At 46.5% G+C, this 19,370-nt stretch carries 18 protein-coding genes and 2 pseudogenes; 3 read left to right on the top strand and 17 right to left on the bottom strand.

What is annotated here, in order from left to right; all coding sequences use genetic code 11:
• The 10 genes from B3W37_RS11705 to B3W37_RS11660 form a co-directional block, all read right to left on the bottom strand.
• On the bottom strand, positions 1 to 314 hold a 314-nt coding region (locus B3W37_RS11705; protein ID WP_483175882.1), incomplete at its 3' end, for an enoyl-CoA hydratase-related protein.
• A 1-nt stretch (position 315) separates the two neighbouring features.
• Positions 316 to 663 (bottom strand): helix-turn-helix domain-containing protein, encoded by a 348-nt coding sequence (locus B3W37_RS11700; protein ID WP_483175881.1) that lies wholly within the window; start codon positions 661 to 663, stop codon positions 316 to 318.
• 79 nt (positions 664 to 742) lie between these two features.
• On the bottom strand, positions 743 to 2,566 hold the full coding sequence (locus tag B3W37_RS11695) for an LTA synthase family protein (RefSeq protein ID WP_483175880.1): 1,824 nt from the start codon (positions 2,564 to 2,566) through the stop codon (positions 743 to 745).
• A 402-nt stretch (positions 2,567 to 2,968) separates the two neighbouring features.
• Complete coding sequence (locus tag B3W37_RS11690; RefSeq protein ID WP_483175879.1) at positions 2,969 to 4,045, bottom strand: ABC transporter permease subunit; 1,077 nt, start codon at positions 4,043 to 4,045, stop codon at positions 2,969 to 2,971.
• A 46-nt stretch (positions 4,046 to 4,091) separates the two neighbouring features.
• A complete protein-coding gene (locus tag B3W37_RS11685) occupies positions 4,092 to 5,189 on the bottom strand; it encodes an ABC-2 transporter permease (protein ID WP_483175878.1) in 1,098 nt (365 codons plus the stop codon).
• 61 nt (positions 5,190 to 5,250) lie between these two features.
• Positions 5,251 to 6,156 (bottom strand): ABC transporter ATP-binding protein, encoded by a 906-nt coding sequence (locus B3W37_RS11680; RefSeq protein ID WP_483175877.1) that lies wholly within the window; start codon positions 6,154 to 6,156, stop codon positions 5,251 to 5,253.
• 2 nt (positions 6,157 to 6,158) lie between these two features.
• Entirely contained in the window at positions 6,159 to 6,548 is a 390-nt protein-coding gene (locus B3W37_RS11675; protein WP_483175876.1) for a GntR family transcriptional regulator, read from the bottom strand.
• 407 nt (positions 6,549 to 6,955) lie between these two features.
• The gene (locus B3W37_RS11670; RefSeq protein WP_483175874.1) at positions 6,956 to 7,489 is read right to left on the bottom strand and encodes a DUF1697 domain-containing protein; all 534 of its coding nucleotides are present in this window, start codon (positions 7,487 to 7,489) and stop codon (positions 6,956 to 6,958) included.
• A 1,006-nt stretch (positions 7,490 to 8,495) separates the two neighbouring features.
• A complete protein-coding gene (locus B3W37_RS11665; protein WP_483169677.1) occupies positions 8,496 to 8,720 on the bottom strand; it encodes a hypothetical protein in 225 nt (74 codons plus the stop codon).
• A 723-nt stretch (positions 8,721 to 9,443) separates the two neighbouring features.
• Positions 9,444 to 10,295 (bottom strand): hypothetical protein, encoded by an 852-nt coding sequence (locus B3W37_RS11660; protein WP_483169676.1) that lies wholly within the window; start codon positions 10,293 to 10,295, stop codon positions 9,444 to 9,446.
• A 703-nt stretch (positions 10,296 to 10,998) separates the two neighbouring features.
• Between B3W37_RS11660 and B3W37_RS11655 the strand changes: the two are divergent.
• Positions 10,999 to 11,286, top strand: a pseudogene (locus B3W37_RS11655) (LytR/AlgR family response regulator transcription factor); the annotation flags it as partial.
• 14 nt (positions 11,287 to 11,300) lie between these two features.
• Here B3W37_RS11655 and B3W37_RS11650 read toward each other — a convergent pair.
• Together B3W37_RS11650 and B3W37_RS11645 are read right to left on the bottom strand one after the other, a co-directional pair.
• Positions 11,301 to 11,879 carry a reverse transcriptase domain-containing protein gene (locus tag B3W37_RS11650; RefSeq protein ID WP_483169675.1) on the bottom strand — a complete coding sequence of 193 codons (579 nt, stop codon included), beginning with the start codon at positions 11,877 to 11,879 and terminating at the stop codon, positions 11,301 to 11,303.
• A 780-nt stretch (positions 11,880 to 12,659) separates the two neighbouring features.
• The gene (locus tag B3W37_RS11645) at positions 12,660 to 13,841 is read right to left on the bottom strand and encodes a coenzyme F420-0:L-glutamate ligase (RefSeq protein ID WP_483169674.1); all 1,182 of its coding nucleotides are present in this window, start codon (positions 13,839 to 13,841) and stop codon (positions 12,660 to 12,662) included.
• A gap of 135 nt (positions 13,842 to 13,976) precedes the next feature.
• Between B3W37_RS11645 and ku the strand changes: the two genes are divergently transcribed.
• Complete coding sequence (gene ku, locus B3W37_RS11640) at positions 13,977 to 14,870, top strand: non-homologous end joining protein Ku (RefSeq protein WP_483169673.1); 894 nt, start codon at positions 13,977 to 13,979, stop codon at positions 14,868 to 14,870.
• Between the two features lie 39 nt (positions 14,871 to 14,909).
• Positions 14,910 to 15,077 (top strand): annotated as a pseudogene (locus B3W37_RS11635) (non-homologous end-joining DNA ligase); the annotation flags it as partial.
• Positions 15,078 to 15,200: 123 nt separating this feature from the next.
• Here the strand turns inward: B3W37_RS11635 and lplA are convergent.
• From lplA to rph, 5 genes are all read right to left on the bottom strand, one after another.
• Positions 15,201 to 16,184, bottom strand: a complete 984-nt coding sequence (gene lplA, locus B3W37_RS11630; RefSeq protein WP_483169672.1) for a lipoate--protein ligase — start codon at positions 16,182 to 16,184, stop codon at positions 15,201 to 15,203.
• 24 nt (positions 16,185 to 16,208) lie between these two features.
• Positions 16,209 to 17,591 (bottom strand): dihydrolipoyl dehydrogenase, encoded by a 1,383-nt coding sequence (gene lpdA / locus B3W37_RS11625; protein ID WP_483175872.1) that lies wholly within the window; start codon positions 17,589 to 17,591, stop codon positions 16,209 to 16,211.
• A 48-nt stretch (positions 17,592 to 17,639) separates the two neighbouring features.
• Positions 17,640 to 18,116 carry a metallophosphoesterase family protein gene (locus B3W37_RS11620; RefSeq protein ID WP_481040791.1) on the bottom strand — a complete coding sequence of 159 codons (477 nt, stop codon included), beginning with the start codon at positions 18,114 to 18,116 and terminating at the stop codon, positions 17,640 to 17,642.
• Positions 18,117 to 18,138: 22 nt separating this feature from the next.
• Complete coding sequence (locus B3W37_RS11615; protein WP_483169698.1) at positions 18,139 to 18,726, bottom strand: XTP/dITP diphosphatase; 588 nt, start codon at positions 18,724 to 18,726, stop codon at positions 18,139 to 18,141.
• A gap of 11 nt (positions 18,727 to 18,737) precedes the next feature.
• Positions 18,738 to 19,370, bottom strand: a 633-nt coding sequence (rph, locus tag B3W37_RS11610; protein WP_483175870.1) for a ribonuclease PH, incomplete at its 5' end; no start/stop codon positions are given.

Below are 19,370 nucleotides of genomic sequence, written 5' to 3'. Positions count from 1 at the left end.
AAGGCCTTGAAGTCGTCCATGTTGATCTGTTCGTAAAACATGCGTTTTCCGATGGCCAGACACGATTTGCTGTATTGGGCGATGGTCGCGGCCATCGTATAGGTTGCGTCACCGAGCTGATCCGCAGGAACGGTTTTATTCACCAGCCCATGGATCAGAGCCTCTGCAGCAGGCATAAATTCTGCCGTAAAGAGCATTTCCAGGGCCTTTTTCCGGCCTATGCTGCGGCTTAGAAAGACTGCCGGAGCACTGCAGAAGAGCCCGATCTTCATGCCGGGGGTGCCGAACAAGGCATCATCAGAGGCTACGGCCAAATCACAGGCCGCCACCAGCTGGCAACCAGCGGCAGTGGCAATTCCATGGACCTGAACTTCTTGCTTTAGCCCCCCTTGTTTCGATAAACAAAAGGGAAGCAAAAAGAATGTCTCCGTCTATGACGCGTTTGCTGTCATCCCAAAGCTCTATGGCCGCCCGGGATAAGCGCAGCCAGCGGATGTATTCCAACGGTGTTTTCCCGGTGTACTCCTTGAATATCCGCGAAGTGTACCACGGAGAATAACCTGCTGCCCTGCTTAGCATATACAGTGTGATGGGCTTATTGATATTTTCTGAAATATAATCCTGAACCCTCTGCACCGCATTTATGTTCTCCCAATTATCCAATTCGTCACCTCCTGCAAAAAAAGGATAGCAGATATTGAAATAGCTACTCTTGACCTGCCTTGTCAATCTGGAAACCCCGTCAATTCTGCCTATTAGCCATTCCCTGACTCATAACAAAAAAATTGGTCTTTATGATAAGATCCGCTACTCGCAGAGTTTTTTCCGTCTCACTGTCTACATCTAAATCGTAATCAATGCCGTCAGGGCTAATATAGGCCGCCTGCTTGATGTAGTCACCTCTGGGAATGATGGCAAAGCCTTCCGCTAAGCTCATCAGATTTCTCCCCATGGCATAACGGGCAGTTTCCTGATCAAATCCCATTAAGTAAGCGATAGTCGGCAGAACATCCACCTGCCCGCCGTAAACCCCGGGCCTTTTTCCTTTAAAATCCGCCTGGTAAATAATCAAAGGTACCGGCAGATATTCCCTGATCCATTCTTCGCTGCTAATCTCTTCCCCGGCCCATAACTCCTCCAGTTGCGATTTGTCTTTTTCAAAAAGCCCGTCATGATCTCCATAAATGACCACCAGCGAGTTATCCAGCAGGCCATATTGCTCCAGTTCCTGCATAAAGTCGCCGATGGCCTGATCGGCATAGCGTACGGCTTGCAGGTAATTCCCCACATGGGAGCCGTCCAAAGACGGCGGCAGTTCAAGATATTGCTTATCCAGCGGCATGTAAAAGGGATAGTGGCTGGTAAGCGTGATGATAAAAGAGTAAAAAGGTGGGGGAATCTCATTCAACATAGCCGCCGACTGCTCAAACATAGCCGTGTCGCTGAGGCCCATGCCCACGATATCTGTTAAAGCAAACTTATCAATATCCCAAAACTCGTCAAATCCCAGGTTGGGATAAACTACGTTCCGGTTCCAAAAACTGGCGTCGTCGCCGTGAATAGCCACGGTTCGATAGCCATAACCCTTCATCAACATCGGTAAAGAATTAAACCGGTTCCCCGGGTAACGGAAAAAGGTGCTGCCTTGCCGAATGGGATAAAGAGAATTATTTACCACCAGTTCGGCATCAGAACTATTGCCATCGACGGTTTGAGGATAAAAATGCCGGTAATAAAAACTGTGTTGCAAAAGCTCGTTTAAATTGGGCGTAATAGGCTGTCCGGCCACAGTCTCACCGATAACAAAATTCTGCAGGGATTCCACCTGTATAATGATCAAATTTTTCCCTTTGCTCTTACCATGCAGAGCAGAAAAAAGCTGGTCATCACCCGGCAGCTCCCGGTTGTCAAACCAGGCCAGGATCAAGTCTTCTATTTCATCGGTCAGTTCGATATTTCTATCCATAATATAATAGGCCGTATCCACGGCATGAAAGCCCAGAGGGCCAAAGTTTTTAAATGTCATAGCCGTATCAAAACGGCGGAAGATATCGTTTTTTTCATAGTAGGTTTGCTGCACCGGATAGAAGCCCGTCAATACCAGGCCAAGAATCAACTGGATTGCAAAAATGACCCGGCTTTTGGGGAGTCGGGCCGCACCGGTCAGCAAGAAAAAGAAAGGCCAGATCAGCATATCGGCGAAAAGAAGGAGGTCGCTCATCTTTAGCAGAGCAAATATGCTTTCTCCCAAACCGTTTAAATTCGCTGTCTGCAAAGCGGAATATATAGTGAGGGGAATACTAAAATAGCGGTAATGCAGCAGGTCGGCTAAAAAAAGAAAGGAACAGCTTAGATTGAGTGTGTAGAGAAAACTCCTGCGCCAAAATGGGCTCATCAGGTAGGTACTGGCTGTCAGGATCAGGAGCAATCCACAGTTTAGTAATAGTATCCTCCCGGGCAGAGCCAAATTTAGGGAATGTATGATGAAATACGCTTTGAGCAGAATAAACGATAGAATCAAAGGTGCATCAAGGTAACCTGAGCGCAGCAAATTTGGCTTCATCATGGCATAAATACATTCCTCCCAAATTCTCTAACTTAAGCAGCACCTAAAAGCCGTTATTATATCCCGCGCTGTCCATTTTAGACTGTGGCCTTATACTTATAAAGTTAAAAAGAGCCGTTTATTCGATGGCTCTTACGTGCATTCTTAAGCTTGTTTTACTATAAAGCAATTTTCGAATAAGGGCAAGAATATGCCAACGGAACGGTCGGTCCTGATTTATCATACATTTCCGTCGCATACGGTAAATAAGCAGAAAGCGTTGCCTTGACCTGGGGTGCATTAATAAGCCTTCTTCTTATTCCTCTGGTTGCCTCTTTCTTTATCCTCAGGGTTGACCGGGCCAAAGTCCGGACCAACGAAATGTTCCTGTCTTGCCCCTCTCAGCCCAACGTCACTGTCCTGTTATCTGAGGCGCCGGTGGCGCTGCAGGAAGCGGTACAGAAAGACCGTTCCCGTATAAATGAGGCCGGTTATCACGATCATATAAACACTGAATGCCGGCAGGGTCTCCGTCCAGGAGAATGCCAGTAAATAGGCGATATATGCGCTTCCGATAGCCAAGCCCAACTTGCGCGCCCGGTTGCTGGTAAAAATGGTGCCGTCTGCTGACAGGGAGACCCTTTCAAAAATGATCACTGCCAGGACTAGTAATAACACTACCCACACTAACAATATGCCGCTTTCCAAGAGGTAATCCGGGCTATTAGCACCGTTGCTGCTTATGCCGGTAATGGTAATAAAATTTGTATAATGATCTATATGAGTGATATCCCGGTCGTTCCGGGAAATGTAATCATGTAGATTAAAATATGACCCTATGGCATAAATACGAACAGAAACCGCTTGGCTAACCGCGAAATAACGTGCGGCAATATTATCGATCATCCCAGTCAGCATACCTGGCAACATATTCAGTAAAAAGACAATAGAGCCTGCTGCCAAGACACCAACGCTAAAGGTAGCCGCCATCAGCCCCAGAGTATAATAGGCCAGACACAGAGCACCGGCTAGCATGCTCCAATTCAGCACATCCCGACTTTCGAAGGGCATAGGGTGTATCCAGTCAAAAGCGATCAAAAATAGAGCGTTAATGAGCATGGCCGCAAAAATGGTGGCTGCTCCGGGGATAAATTTGGAAAGAATAATCTGCCGGCGGCTGACTGGCGTACTCACCAGATATTTGAGACTTTTCTGCTGTTCTTCCCCCAGAATGATGATTCCCAAAAACACACAGCCCACAAATGGCAGCCATTGCAGCAGTCCGGTATAATTCGAGGGGGGTATCTGATTGATACCGAAGTGCAGTGCATAGTTCAATTCCTGCCCCCACTGAAACAGCGCCGCATCACCCTGCAGCAGGATAAATAAGGTTTTAATTACCGGTGCATAGACTATCAATATCAAGGTAACCAGCATATAACCCCGGCTATGACGCCATTCCTTATCCAATAGCCCCTGCATTGCCGCTGAAAGATGCATTTATGTCTCCCCCTCTATGTTTACAAGTACCTGATGGAGGCCGGCGCTAGCCATTAGCCCCAAGCTTCCAGGCCAACCAGCCTAATAACCAGACCGTAGCGTATATGAACAGATATGACCCCAGCCACATAACCGGGAAATAAACCAGATACAAGACTGCGGTCGCGGCAGTTTCCCCCGCCCATAGCAAAGCGTACAGCAAGGATATCAGCATTATTGCAATATGCTTGAAGCTACCGAAAAGCAGTATTTCTCCCCGGCGTTCCAGGTGGTTTTTTTCAAATAACACCATAGCTCCCCATAGGCATAGGCCGGAAACTAACAATAAAACGGTTATCTCCAGAGGATAATCGGGTTTCACTCGATCGATAAGCAGACCGCCATTGCTGATTAAACGCCCATCCCGGCTGATATAATTGGGGATAAAAAGATAGGTCTCTAAAAACTGCAGTTTTATTTCGAACTGGGAGGAAAAAGTGTAGAACCGGCTAAATACCTGCCCGGCTATAGTGATCAATATCCAGGGCAAGCCCGTAACAACCGTCGCGATTAAAGCCGATGCCAGAGTCCCCCGGGTAAAGGAGGCCACCAGGAGAGCCAGGCTGAACAGGCAGAGCAAGGCCACGGTGGTAATAACCGCCCAATCCATTACCTCCGGAATGCTGTATTGCCCAGGCCGCAGTTCCTGACCCACTATAAAAAACAGACTGATAACAGACATCATTGTTATAATTGCCAGCCACCCGCTTATAAATTTGGAAATTATAATTTCCCTGCGGCTCACTGGAGCAGCTACCAGATAATTGAGGGCGCCCCCCCTTTCTCCGGCCAGCATCAGGGCAGCCAGGAGCACCGCCGCAGCCATCGCTGCGGTCTCGGTGGTGGAAGATCCGGTCGCCAGTATACTCTTGATGCCCACAGACCAGGCGTCGGAATCCGGCCGGTTAATCCAGATAGCTGCGGGCCAGATAACAGACCCCGGGCTTATTGCCAAAAAGGCCAGGGCGAAATACCAACGATATTGCCTCCATTCTATCCAGAGCAAAGCTTTTAACCTCATAATTTCACCACCCCGGTACTTCTGATCCCCACCGGTTTCTCCTTGATCATAGGCATCCTTCCGTCCCCCGCTTCCCCAAGCCATTTTTAAGTCCGCTCGTCGACATTACATCTGACCTCAACCCGCCGATTCCATTTCCCGCTTCTCACATTCCAAACCCGTAGCCCTCAGCCTTCATTAACTCCACAAACATACTCTCCAGATCAAAGTCCATCTCCTTGATCATTTCAGCTCCCAGCGCGCTTAGCCGGGGATAAATGCCGTCCCGCTCACCGATGATGGTGATTGTTGCCACCTTCCCGCTGCTTTGCCAGTTAAGCAAGCCCGGCAGCGATGCAATTGCCTCCCCGGGAGGCTCGCCCCCAAAAACAAGCTGCAGGCGGTGCATGGATTCCTTCAACTCATCCAGGGAACGGCTGAACAACAGCCTTCCCTGGTAAACGGCCGCAATATGGTCAGCGCTTTGTTCCAGATCATTAAGGTTGTGGGTGGAATAAAAAATGGTGGTCCCCCGGCTGGCAGCTTCTTCAATAATGGTATGGAGAAAAGCCCGGCGGACTACCGGATCCAGTCCCGCGGTCGGTTCGTCCAGCAGCAGTAAACGCGGGCGCAGGGCCAGAGCCATAACCAGGGATACCTGAACTTTTTGGCCCCGGGATAAACTGTGGATACGCTGACCGGCCGGCAAACTGAAAGCCCGGTGCAATTCATGGCAACGACCCTGATCCCAGCAGGGGTATAATTTACTTCCCAGACGATACATTTCGGCAACCGTAAAGCCAGGATACATAAGCGGGACATCAGGCACATAACCCACCTGGTCTCTGATGCCGCCGTCCTTTTCCTTGATACTGCGCCCCAATATGAATGCTTCGCCGCGGTCAGGACGAATTATGCCCACAAGCATCTGGATCAAAGTTGTTTTACCCGCCCCATTGGGACCGATAAGCCCAAATACGGAACCGGCGGAAACCGCCAGATTTAATCCGTCAACGGCTTTGAAGCCGTCAAACGACTTGTATAAAGCCCTGGTTTCTATGGCAAGATTCATGATTACTTCCCTCCCCTTTTCCCCCATTTATCCAGGCTTTCAGCAAACAATCGCTCTATCTCAGCGCGATCCAGGCCCAGATGGTAAGCCTCTACCAGCACCTTTTCCAGCTGTCCCGTCAGCTTTTTTCTGGCCAGGTTCAAATCAGCACTGGAACGATCCGCTATAAACGTGCCCCGGGAGCGCATGGTGACGATTATCCCCTCCTGCTCCAGCCTTTGGTAGGCTTTGGCGACAGTATTGGGATTCAAGGAAAGCTCCGTAGCCATATCCCTCACGGTGGGCATACGCTCCCCCGGAGCCATTATTCCCAGAGCCACGGCTTCTTTTATTTCATCCACCAGCTGCCGGTATACCGGTGTACTCAAACGCGGGTTTATATCAAACCACAAGCGACCACCCTCTTTTGTACTACTTGTTATAGTACAATTATAATTAAACAGCGAAACCATGTCAATAAAAAAACAGCGGAGTGTCTCTCGAATTTGAGAAAAGCACCTCGCTGCATTCATTTTTAAACATTATCGATTGATTAATTCCCTGGTTCGCAGCCCATGAGGACCAGGGTATTCACCCGGCAAAATATTGTTTCACAAAATCCGGGACTGAGGCAGGTGTTAGACTCCAATCAATGTTACGCAGTAGAGGCAAAATAAGCTTTGAAAATAAAGGCTTTGCAGATACCAAAACCAATAGGGGGAGGTGTTTATACCGCGCTTTTCCGTCTGTGCCGATAAACGTGATTTTTACTTGTTGGGTTATTCCCAAACCCTTCAGCAAATTGGAATTTGCTGATTTATTACATCTTAACTATCTTTCTAACTGTGTTTGCCGTTCGTATTGTTAGCTTGCTACTAATGTTTGCGTTAGCAGTCTTTGACCACCAATTTGTCTTTTGATAATCCTTTCGACTAAAAGACCAGAATACTGTTTTTTTGTAATCCTTTATCTTTTCAAGTTCTTCTTTAGGCTCTCCTATCTCACTAAGCACATCGGCAAATGTTGTTGGCGGCATTATAAAAATTAGATTATCATATATCTCCTTGTTTTCAGTTCCCCACCAGTCGGGAGCGTTATGTAATATATCTTCCAATGCTTCTTTTAATATGACAAAAATCGGTATATCCAAATCAAACCTGTCTTTTATCATTGTTTCAATTTGACCGGAAAAATCCTCATCATCACTTGAAAAGATGACATTGCCGCTATTCAGATATGTCTTAACTTCTACTAAACTAAGTTCTTCAAAACCTGCCTTTAATTCAGACATTGGGATTTTATTTTTACCACCTATATTTATGCCCCTTAAAAAGGCAATATATCTTTTCATCATAGCTTTTCCTCATCAAATTCCAAAGTGTTATTTTCGGTTTGGTTTTCTCTTAATGCCTAACAACTGAATAAAGTCGTTAAACATGGAAGTATCAACCGGCTCAAACATTACCCATTTTTCGTCATGGTAAGTTTTTGCTTCGGCCGCTGCTCATTGTAAACTCGTCATATTTACATGCCTAATTTATAATAATAATATGTGAATATATGGCAGTAGCCTTTAAAAAGCAAATATGTACAAACAATACTTAATACCCAAAAAATCGCACAATCAATAATTAACCTTTTCCCTTTTTTGTACCAAAAATAAAATATACTGAGAACAACAAAAAAATACCCAAACACACAATAAAGCCAGGTATAATCATTCGTATTCCACATTACACCTACTGTAAAGCGTGACAAAGCACTATTAATTATTAACACCATTACGCAGAAAACAATTAAACCTAATACCCGAAATAATCGAATCTTATCGTATTTGTTACGTAATAAACTGAATATTAAATATAAAATAATAATGATAATAACTGAATTTATAACCATAGCTCCCCCATTTCATAATCCTATACCCTCGATATTAAATTAGCTGTTTGGGCATATTATACTGTTTTACTAAACTCTTTATAATTCTTGTGGATACCACAGAAAAGAGCCAGCTGGTCCTCAATTGATTTTCGGTGTCATAGTAATCGTTTCATTGTTATTGCCCCACATCAGATTTAGAGTGCAAACAGTCTTGGGATTCGGTATAGAAGCACTTCCGTTACTCCAAACCTTTACCCATCCATCTTTATCTGTGTCTATAGTCCGAAAAGATCCCCTTCCAGTACCAGCGGGGCTTTTATATTCATACTGTATTAACTGGGGCTTTTCATTTTTGAGGCCCGCAATATCTGACTTTTAGGTTTTGTTCGGATAATTGGTCAGCGCGAATTCCACCGTCTTTATCTTCGTACCAATTCTGGTAGTATTCAACAAATGCCTGCGCCTCCCAGTTTTTGCCCTTACCATAAAGCAAAGCTTCTTTTCCGTCCATCATCTTCCATAGTCTTTGCAGGGTGAAATCCTCTTTCGCCTAGTGCTCTTTCAATTTCAACACGGGTTAATACATTCGTTAAATCAGGCTGAGCATCTGTCTTTCCGTCAGGTATTTGATTAATACAGCCTATCACAAACAACATTAATGCACATATGAATACTCCAATGATGTTTCTTTTAATTCCATTCATATGATTCTCCCACTGGCAATATAACACTTCAGGAACACACAACCTCCGAAACAGCCACGCGGACAGCATCTTCAATGAAATGCTGAAGACCTTTCCGGCAACCATAAACGAGACTGATGGAAGCCCCATGGTAAATCTTGAAATGCAAAATACTACTTATCTTCATTATCAATTTTAATTGGATTCAATATTAATAAAGCACACCCCAATAATAGTAATACTATATTGATAGTCATCAACCAGATTGACGAGCTTAGTTCCACAGAATCTGTACTAATATAAAACTGTATAAAGTCCAACAAGGAGCTAAATTGTATCGTCATTAAGACTATACCAATTAGTTTTAGGCAAAGAAGCACTATGTTTTGTATGGTATATTCGGTTGCAAATGATAAATTAGTGGTTTTAGTTCCAATAACAAAAAACCAGTTATCATTTTGAAGCAAATATAGGCCGAATACAAACATGATTATTAAATATAATGACTTTGCGGAATATAATCCGGAATAACCCAAACCACTTAATATATTCATTAGATCCATTAGAATATAAGCTATAGTAATTACGCCTATTAATTTAATTAATACATTAAAAAGAGCTTTTGGTCCCATTATCATACCAATAGCCACCCTTTCAACCTATCTTGCTGATCAGATTAGATTACTATTATAATATTTTCCAGAAAAGAAGGCTATCCCTAAATAAGATAGCCATTTTGAAATATTATTGCCAGTCAAATTCTATACCAGAATAATCTAATCCATATCCTTCCAGTCCATCACTCCAGTAATTTGAAAGAGCAGTACTAGCATAAATACTTGGCAATGGATCATCAACATGTCCTTCTGTCCAGATCATCATTTGAAATTCATAAATATGATCTTTTTTTAAGGTAACAGTACCATAATGATTAATTGTACCGGAAGGACTAGTATTTATTACCCCATCCATAATTTTTTTATTGCTGTCACTTCGATCAATAATTCTAAGTATAATCTTACTTCTTGCTAAAGCATCTGACATGTGGCTTACTTGTCCAGAATAATCTCCATAAAAAGTGACTCTGCAAGTTCTTTCAGCTTGTGTACCAAGAACTTTGAATTCATTTCCTACCCATGCGATAGCCGCACCTTCAAATTGGTCACCGCTGCCAAAAGTGGAAATCAGATAAGTTTTAGCGTCAGCCCAACCCCCGTAATTAACATTCTGGTCTGTATCCCAATTATATAAATAATCCCCATCTGATTCACTTCCGGCCCATACATCGCAATAGGCATCACCATCATTAGCTGAAAGATATGTTGTATCTAACCCCATATTTAAATTCCACGTTGATTTAATAGATTGGGATTTACCGACATCTAATCGTGCATCAATTACTTTTTCAATATAATCAGGCACCTTTTCACAATTATTAATGTCTATCTCATTATTGAGATCAAATTGATCACTATACATTTCCCGAAAAACCTTTGAATCAACATTTACAGGTCTTTCATTTAATGCAAAGCTTTGATTAGGGCAACTCATAATGAATAAAAATACAATAATCATACAAATCATTCGTTTTTTCAAAATTATCCCTCCATTTCATTATTTGTTTCAAACATTACAATAATAGTTACTTCTCATTCCCCGGATATCTGACTGAGAGTTTCCTTGGCGATACCATCCTTCATAGGCTAGTGGAATTACGGGAATTTAGTAAAGCATGTATATCACCCCCCTTTCAAAAATATTATTTAATCTATCTTCCTACTTTCCAATCCTAACACCCATTTTTATCATTTCAAGGCAAATTATATAAAAAGTCCATATGTTGCATTAATTTGCCATTTAGTTTTAACAATGTACCAGCCGCCATAAACTATAATAAAGAAAAAGTTGCGGCGCGTTATGCAAATTAAACACATAAATGGACAATTAATGCTGGATTTGGATATTTTGTCATTATTATGCAGGATTATTGCTGTTCTTAACGAAAATATTGTTAGTAACTGGCCCGTACAATTAAGCAGAAGATAATTCGGAGGGCAAAAGATGGATGCAATACCACTGTATCTTGCAGTAGGGTTTTTGTGCCTCAGACAAGCTTAATGAAGAGGTGGGATTTGGTTTATTTAATTTCAAAGTGCCTATTTCAAAATCTTCGTTGATCTCTAGTTATTGCTGGTGTCAGTTTCTTCCTAAAAATCAAGTATATCATTTACTGTAATACATGATTCATTCTTTATGAACAGAGTTGTCAAAATGCTTGAAGTAAGAGGGAAGCCAGCTTATGAGTACTGTTCTTATTTTAGAAGATGAAAGATACACTTTAGAATTCTTAGAGGCTTTCGTAGGTAATCACTTTATGGTGGATGCAGTCTTTTCAGTAAATAATTCACAGGATGCAATCAAAGCTGCAAAAAAACACATGCCGGACATTGCACTTTTGGATATTGAACTGAAACCTGAAGATAGGTTTGATGGAATCCAAACCGCAGAAATGATTTCGTCAGTGAGTCCTAATACAGTGTTTGTGTTTATAACCGGCTATAGTAAATATGCCTTGGATTCATTTATGGTCCATCCTTATGATTATTTATTAAAACCAATAAATAAAGACAAACTGGCGGAAATTATCCTTAAGGCAACGAATTTGTTCATCCATTCATGGTTGATATTGTTGAAGAATCCCTTTATATCGGCATCGACAACATAATTAATCTTGCCTTCAACAATGGTCTTGTTCAGTTCTCTAAGAGCATCATGACATCCTCTACCCGGCCTAAAACCGTAGGAAACAGGGAGAAAATCCTGCTCGTAAATCGCCGTTAATATCTTTGATAGTCCCATCTGAACGATCTTGTCCTCATGCGCAGGTATACCCAATGGACGCATTTCTTTGCCTCCAGCTTTGGGTATGTATGTCCTTTTCGCAGGCTTCGGTTTATAGCTGTGTGTCCTTAGCCTTTGAACAAGCCCTTCGATGTTGCTATCCAGATCGGCTGAGTATTCTCTCTTAGTCACTCCGTCAATTCCGGCTGACTTGTTACCCGCCAGTTGGCAGTGGCATTCTTTGAGCATCATGGGATTCATAAGGTGGTACAGTGAGGTGAACTCTTCTTTGGGCCTCTGCTTTGCTATTTCCGCTATCCTTGCTAGTTTTGTTTCCATTTATAATCTACCCCTGTGTGTAGTAAATGTTTCCCTAACAAGGTCGACTGTGTGTAGCTGCCTTCCCTCGTCCGGAATTACCCGTTTTCATCAGTACTATTCAGCTATCCGACTCCCTGCTTGCCATTTGGGTTCCTTCCTTTTTATCGGTTGTACGCCATACTTGCCTAGGCAAGGGCTAGCAGGGTCTCCCGGGTTGCCATATTGTCATTGTGTAACATGCCCGGCTCTTCGACCCCGGGGAAGTTGCGCCATGCTCGTCATTAGCGCCTGGAGCAATCCTGTCTTCCCGGTTTGTGACCCGGTCGACCTTCCCGTGTTTGTAAACTTTTCGAGGCTCAATCACTCGCCTTTAAGGGCTTCGGGCCTATTACCTGACTGTCTACGCTTAAACAGTATGATTACTCATACTGCTCCAAGACTCGCTACTGGCTCCCCGACTCAGGGTTTGCCAGGCAGGGGTTCCACCTGCTAAACAATATGCCATTTCCCGGCCGCACCACAATTTATTTTACACACTCACGAGTTACTGTTTTGCCACAAGAATCTAAAGGATTCAGTATCTATTTATATCCTGAACAATATAATTACCGGCAAGGCAAGTATCGTGTGTGCAAGACTGTTTCGACAACTAAACATAAAGATGATCCTAACTGTATACTTTATAACCTAACTGCACCGGCTGGACAGTGCGTGCTTATCTGGGCACGCGGCGCACCAAAAAAGCCGTTCCCCGCTGGAATCCGGGAAACGGCCTTATCTTATATTATGAGTGTCTTATCATTTTTGCAGAAATCCTTTGATTAGTATACAAGGCGTTCCGGCATCAGCCGATCCGCTGACCAGATCCGCCAGACTTGATAACAGATCCTCGGATTTTCTGGGAGTTGTACCCTCGGTTTCTATGCTGCTGCGGTCCAGCTGTTCATCTTTGCGAGCATGAATATGCTGGGCGATTGTCTCAATATCGTAGCCTTCATCCAGCATTTTATCCACCAGATATTTATACTTCAGCCCCTCGCGATATTTGCCGCGCAAGCCCGCGGTCATTCCGAAGGCGGGCTGAGGGTCGGCCAGTTCGTAGATCCCGGTGGAGGGATCACAGTAAGCCCCGTCCCCGTATATGATGACTTCCACATTTTTGTTCAGATCTTGCTGAACCCGCTTCTGAATCTGGTCTGCTAACCGGTCGCAGTCGCGCGGAGCCAGCTTCAGCTTGTCTCCGGAAGAGAGATTGCTCCCTAATACGCCCCATTCTGACCAGCTCTTGGGACCGCTGTTGCAGATGTCCTGCAGCGTTATGCAATTAACCCCTTTGGCATCCAGTTTGGCTCTGGTACGAAAGCGGTTATGGATATTGGCTACGACCACTCCGTCCAATTCATAACCGGCCAGATGAGCAGGGTCATTGCACAGGATCATTTGGCAGGCCGCTCCCTGTTCATTGACGATTTGCTCGTATAATGCGATGTAATCAACCTGGGTGATGGGATGCAGAAAGCGCTCCTCTCCAATATCTTCAAGAAGAATCGTATCGCCTTCGCACTTGCCCAGGGTTTCATGGAAATCAAACGGCAACAGCTGGTTGCCTACTTCGTCAGTGGGATAGGATAATTGTATCACTACTTCTCCCTGAGGAACGGCGGCGGCCAGCCCCTTTAAAACCAAGGAAAACCGGTTGCGGCTGAGTATGGGGAATAAAACCCCGATCCGCCCTTGAGGCCCGACTTGCAACTTCTTCCTGACCTCTTCGGCGATATCGTCTGTAGTTACATAGTTATTCTGTGCTCGCGCTACTACCGATTCAGTCACACACACCGTATCACCATCATCCAGAAAACCGTCCCGGGCGCATTTACTTAGGACTTCGCCTACCATCGATACCACATCGCTGCCGGGAACAATGACTCCCATTTTGAGACCAAAAGCTGATACCCCAATATAATCCGGTAATATACCCATGTGTAACATCCCTTCCCCTCTATAAAACAGCTATATCAACCCTCGACCAATATAACTTAAAATTTTCCTGATGACAATATACTGCCTACCAACTAGTTTGATTTTTGTCCGTCAAGCATAATTACCCGCCTGCTTATGAATGCTAAAGATATCAGCAAAGGATGGGTGATAGACATGAAAACTCTATGGAAAGGCGCGGTCAGTTTCGGGCTGGTCAACATCCCGGTCAACATGTATGCCGCCACCGAGCATAAAGATATCAAGTTTAAGTTTCTGCACAAGGAATGCCTGGGGCCGGTGGAATATCACAAGTACTGTCCGCGCTGCGAAAAGGAAATCAGCAGCAATGATATCGTGCGCGGCTATGAATATCACAAAGGCAGTTATGTGGTGATTGCCGATGAGGACTTGGAACGCATCCCTGCAGTCAATACCAAGACGGTGGATATACTGGATTTTGTGGAATTGTCTGAGGTGGACCCCATTTATTACGATAAAAGTTATTATTTACAGGCCAGCCCCGGCGGCGAGAAGGCGTATGCCCTTTTGGTGAAGGCCATGAGGGAAACCGGCAGGATAGCCATAGCCAAAGTGGTAATCCGCAGCAAATCGGCCCTGGCGGTATTGCGCGTAAAAGATCAATGGCTGGTCATGGAAACCATCTTTTATCCCGACGAAATCAGAAGTGTTCAGTCCCTGTCCCCGGGAGTCAACGAAGATCTCTTGCACGAAAACGAGGTTAAGATGGCAGTGAGTCTGATAGAAAACCTTTCCTCCCATTTTGACCCAGATAAATATCAGGATGACTATCGCCAGGCTTTATGGGAGCTGATCACTGCCAAGGTAAACGATCAAGAACTGGTAACCCCGGATCGGCCGGCTCAGCCCAGCAACATTGTGGATTTGATGGAGGCCCTGCGCGAAAGCGTAAAACTCTCTCAAGAGGACCGTCACCCTGACGGTAAGGAAACGGCCTCCAAAGTGAGAAAAAAGAAACAAAAACCGGCGGCAAAGGCCAAGACTTCATGAATGCCCGGCTCGTTTCCCAACCGATGAAGCGTCCGCCCGCGTCCTCAGGCTACCGTATCCGCGCTGCTGCGCCGGGAAGAAATCCGCCAGGTCAAACCCGAAGATTTCGACATCTTAAGTATCCCTCAACGCCTCAAGCAGACAGGAGATCTTTTTGCCGGGGCCTTGAGCGCAAAGCAGTCCCTGGACAATATCCTGCAACAATGAAGGATAAACAACCTCTCCGAGTCCCGGATCTGATAAGAGCTGTATGACCATAACCGAGGCTCTGAAAATGAAAGATTCCGGTGTTGAAGGGATCACCCGGAACCAAATATAAATAAATGATAACTATTCGATCAGAAGACTCATGATCTGCTCTACACTGGCACCGGGGATGATGGCGCCGGGGTCAAGAGCCGCTAAGACCTCCCCGACAGCTTCTTCCTGCAGGGGCCTGCCCAGCAAAGCGTTTTCCAGAATGGATAGATCTGCAATGGTAAAAAAGTCCCCGAAAAATCTGCATATGGCCACTTTCCCCTGCTTGACCAACAACAGGGCCTCCATACTCCCCCAGGGGAACTGGGCTTTTCTGCGCTGGCTGAATTGCGGGGAATGGCCGTAATTCCAATCCCAGCTGGTATATTTGCTGTCCCGCAAGGCTTCTACTGCCGCTGTTTCCAAATGGTTCAGCTCTCTTTGCCGGCTAAAACTACTGTGACGGAGTATATTGTCAACCAGCATATTTTTAAATTCCTCTAACGATAAAGGCAGATCTAAATGCTCGGCTATGTTAGTCACCCGGCTGCGCACTGAGGCTATGCCCCTGGCGATGGTCTTGCTTTCATCGGCCTGCAGGGCCTGGCTCACATCCTCCAGGTTAGAATCGAATAATATAGTGCCATGGTGCATGAGGCGGTCCTTGAAGCGATACTGGGCATTGCCCGAAAACTTGCGTCCCTTGATAACGATGTCATTGCGGCCGGTATGCACAGCCGGCACCCCCAATTGATGCAACGCCTCGATAACCGGAACGGTAAAGGCGGCAAAATCCAGTTTCATTCCCGAAGCTGCAGTGATAAAGGTGAAGTTGAGATTGCCCTCATCATGATACACCGCGCCCCCGCCTGATAGGCGCCGCACCACGGCGATGCCCTTTTCACGCACATAGGGCAGGTTGATTTCCGCATGGCTGTTCTGATGCCTGCCCACCACTACTGTAGGCCGGTTCTGCCACAGTACGAAGAGGTCTTCTTTAATATCTGAATGGACCAGATAATCCTCCAGGGCCATATTGAAATAAGGGTCACGTGAGGGATTAATGATCTGCAGCATTGATAGCTCTCCTCTAAATCGCTTTTATTTCCTGGCAGGCGCCAGGTGTATGGCTTCCCCGCCGGCGTCCAGAATAGCCTCCCGCAGGGCTTCACTCAAGGTGGGGTGGGGATGGATCATATCGACGGCCTGTCCCCGGGTAGCCCCTTGCTCCATCAGAGCCAGACCCTCCATAATAAGATCGCTGGCATGAGGCCCTATCATATGAACCCCGATAATTACATCGTCTTCATCCACCAGGACTTTAACTACGCCATCGCTCTCCGCCATGGTCAGGGCTTTCCCGTTGGCAGCAAACTGGAACTTGCCGCTGCGGTACTTCATGCCCCGTTCTTTGGCCTGTTGTTCACTGAGGCCCACCGAGGCTATCTCCGGGATAGTGAATACGCATGAGGGTACCAGCGGGCTGGCAGAACGGCTTCTTATTCCGGCCATGGATTCAACCGCCGCAATCCCCTCTTCCGAGGCTACATGGGCCAGCATCTGTCCCCCGATCACATCCCCGATGGCATATACATTGTGCAGAGAAGTTTTATAGGTATGATCGACCTGAACAAAGCCCTTGGGCCCGGTTTTGATACCGGCTCGATCCAGATTAAGCCCTGCTGTGAAAGGCAGCCGCCCGGCAGCAACCAGAACCGCGTCGCTTTCCACCTGAACAGCGCCTTTTTTGCCTTCCGCCTTGACTAAGAGGCCGTCCTTCTCAAGCTCAATCTTTTGCACCCCGGTTGAGGTCATAACATGAATGCCCTGCCTTTTCAGAAAAACCCCGAGGCGTTTGCCCAATTCCTCATCCAGAGTATTGAGCAGTGCTGGAAGGTACTCGATAACCGTAACCTGACTGCCAAAGGACTGGAATATACTCGCAAACTCCAGCCCGATCACCCCGCCGCCGATAATGACCATTCTCGCCGGGAGCTCTTGGAGATCCAGGATTTCATCACTATTCATAACCCCGGGCAAGTCCATTCCCGGAACATCCAAAACCGCCGGTATTGAGCCGGTCGCCAGCAGAATAAACCTGCCGTGATGCTGGACCCCGTCCGCCAAAACCGTGTGGCCGTCCACCAGGCCGGCCTGAGCCTGCAGGACCTCAATTCCGTAGGCCTGCAAAAGGCGTCGTATTCCCGCAACCAGGGTCTCGACCACCTTTTGCTTGTTTTCCCAGGCCTGAGCCAGGCTGAATTGCCAGCCGGAAAGGGTGACTCCAAACTGCGGGCTTTTGGCCAGGTCTTTGATAAAGTGCGCATCTTTATGATAGGCTTTGGTAGGTATGCAGCCCCGGTTCAAACAAGTGCCGCCTACCTGCGCCTTCTCTATCAGCAGCACCTTTAGGCCCAATTGCCGGGCCCTGATGGCAGCTACATAACCCCCCGGCCCCGCACCGATGATTATAATATCATACATCAATTCCATCCCCTAATCGTTTCGGACTGTAACCATTATTTTCTCCGTTTAAGGCTTTATCTTGCATATCTCAGGGTTGATTGCTTGCTCCTCAACATTGAGACAAATGTACCGGCCCAGTTTGGTGAGCCGGGGCCGTGAAGCGCTGCCGGGGTTAAGCAGCCACAACTCGCCGAGCTTTTCGCAAAACGGTACATGGGTGTGCCCGAATATGACTATATCGGCTTCCATCTCCTGGCCGCGATAATAAATGTTATTCAAATTCTTTTTAACCCCGTATTGATGGCCGTGCACTACATATATCCGCCTGCCGGCCAACTTCAGGAGCAGTTCGGCAGGTCCGTCTTTTTTGGCGTCACAATTACCGCTTACGGCATGGAAAGGCCGGTTTAATGTCTCAGCTATTTTGCAGGCATCAGCGTAAAAATCCCCGGTGTGGATGAGATGATCAGGCGGGTTTTTAGCCAGAGCCCTGCATATACCGGTAATACGACCGTGAGTATCACCGATTACCGCAATCCTCACTGGATGGCCTCCCTTATATAGCCTAGGCTTGGCTGGCAAGCAAGCCCGGCAGTTTTTTCAAGGCCTGTGCCCGGTGACTGATAAGGTTCTTTTCTTCCGCGCTCAACTCTGCAAAAGTTCGGGTATAGCCCGCGGGAATAAAAAGAGGATCATAGCCGAAGCCCGCGGCGCCCTCGGGTTCGAACGCAATCTGGCCGTCGCATACTCCCATTACGGTTTGGGTCTCCCCATCGGGGCCGCTTACCGCCACCACACATACGAAGCGAGCCTGGCGCTGTTTTGCCGGGAATTCTTTCATCAGTCTTAACAGTTTCCGGTTGTTGGCCTCGTCATTACCCTGCTCACCAGCAAAGCGAGCTGAATAGATTCCGGGCTGTCCCCCCAGGGCTGCCACCTCCAGGCCGGAGTCATCGGCCAGGCTGGTCAAACCAGTGTACATAGCGGTGATCCGGGCTTTTTTGGCAGCATTTTCTTCAAAGCTCCGGCCATCCTCTTCGACTTCAGGAAAATCCGGAAAATCGGCCAGGCTTTTCACCTCAAACCCCAGAGGCGCCAGCAATTCTTCCAACTCACGTTGTTTGTGCTGGTTACGGGTAGCTAAAATGAGCATTTTTTTCACACTTATGCCCCCAATATATGCTTTTGCATGGCGATGAGTTCCTCGATTCCCCCCCAGGCCAGACTAAGCATTTCATCGAGATCAGTGCGGCTGTAGGGTTTGCCTTCCGCAGTCCCTTGAACTTCTATAAAATCGCCGCTTCCGGTCATAACTACATTCATGTCTACCTCAGCCCGGGAATCCTCCACATATTCAAGGTCCAGCATCAGCTGGCTGTCAACCATCCCTACACTGATCGCGGCCACATGGTCCACAATAGGCCATTCCTTGATAACGCCCTGGTCAAGACATTTTTGCATAGCCAGGGCCAGGGCCGCAAACCCTCCGGTGATAGATGCTGTCCTGGTTCCGCCGTCGGCTTGAATCACGTCGCAATCAATCCACACGGTTTTCTCGCCCAGCTTGCTCAAGTCGACCACGGCCCGTAAAGACCGGCCGATCAGCCTTTGAATCTCGTGAGTACGGCCCCCGATCTTGCCGCGAGCCGCTTCGCGGTGGGTACGGGTCAAAGTGGAGCTTGGCAAGAGTGAGTATTCTGCGGTTATCCAGCCTTTACCGCCACCCTTTAAGAAAGGAGGCACTTTATCCTCCACCATGGCTGTACAGATTACCCGGGTGTCGCCGGTGGAGATTAA

The sequence above is a fragment of the Syntrophomonas sp. UBA5494 genome, assembly GCF_002426325.1.
Note: the sequence above shows the minus strand (reverse complement) of the source record. Positions and strands in the feature narration are given on the sequence as shown.